Annotated in this window: 1 protein-coding gene and 1 pseudogene; both read right to left on the reverse strand. The window is 39.9% G+C overall.

From position 1 onward, the window contains the following. Nucleotides 1–182 (reverse strand): hypothetical protein (locus tag F6K13_RS34150; protein WP_287290085.1); only part of this gene is annotated, 182 nt, incomplete at its 3' end. 66 nt (nt 183–248) lie between these two features. Further along, nucleotides 249–1,010, reverse strand: a pseudogene (locus tag F6K13_RS34155) (ISL3 family transposase); the annotation flags it as partial. Between the last annotated feature and the right edge of the window lie 160 nt (nt 1,011–1,170).

Below are 1,170 nucleotides of genomic sequence, written 5' to 3' on the forward strand. Positions count from 1 at the left end.
CTGAGAATTCTCAACACTCCTTCTGCTAACCCCCAACCCTTTTCAAAATGGATGCACCAATCAACAGCATGGGCAAAGAATTCTTCACCCAAGAGAACTTCGACCGCCTCCCGACTCACATCAGTGCCAAACATATGCAGTGCATCCAAGTCGGTCGCTAACTTTCCCCAATCAACTCGCATAAGGACCAATTCCTTGCTTTCATACTTTATTCGAAAAACGGTTCATCAGGAGAAAGTATGCCTAAACTAAAGATCTAGGTGCCAGCAGATGAGGCATCTTAATCGGAAGTTGTTAAAGCTTCTGAACCCATATCCTAATCGTTTTATCAATTTCAATCGGTTCTTTAATCCTTCTACTACCCCACTCGTTGTCTTAGTCTCAAAATAAGCTGTTATTTCTGTAAACCAGCGAGGAAGCGTTCCTACGCTATCCTTAAATGTTCCTTCTGCATCCTTCATCCAGTCAATCAATGCAAATGCTCCTTCTGACCAGTCATCATGAGTATCAAATATTTTTCGAAAATCTTCTCTTTGCTGATGCATTTTCGCTAGTAATGGAAATGTTTCTTTCACCTCCTCTAGCTTATCCTTCTGTTTGTCAGTCAAATCCTCTTCTGACTTAAGAAGCGCATATTTACTCCCTTTAAGGATGTCATAAAGACGTTTCTTCTCGGTTTCATCTTCGATATCTTTTACTCTCTTCTTCTCTGAAATTCTTGCAGTATTTAGGGCATCATTTATAAGCTTAGATACATGGAACCTATCGGCTACTATTTCGGCATTTGGCATTCGCTTTTCCACTAAGCTTCGATAGTTTCCTGACAAGTCAATACTCACTTCCTCTATTTGGCTAAGAACCTTATCTCCCCAAGTATCTAGCTCTTTATTAATGGCTGCATGAGTCCGACCTTCCACCAGCCCAATAACTTCACTTTTATCGAGATCAACAATACTTGTAAGATAGTCCTTATGTCCCTTCTTTAAGGCGATTTCGTCCAGTCCTACTCGTCTTAAACTACTGAGGTCATAACTCCATTTTTTTTACTCAAATACTCCATCATGGATTCAACAACATCATCTGTAATATGATTTTGCTTAGCAACATTGTGAATATCGCCATGAATCAGCTCGCTGATAACTTTTTCTGCAAAACGGTCTGTATATTGTC

The organism is Okeania sp. SIO2B9, assembly GCF_010672505.1.
GTDB classification, from domain to species: domain Bacteria; phylum Cyanobacteriota; class Cyanobacteriia; order Cyanobacteriales; family Microcoleaceae; genus Okeania; species Okeania hirsuta.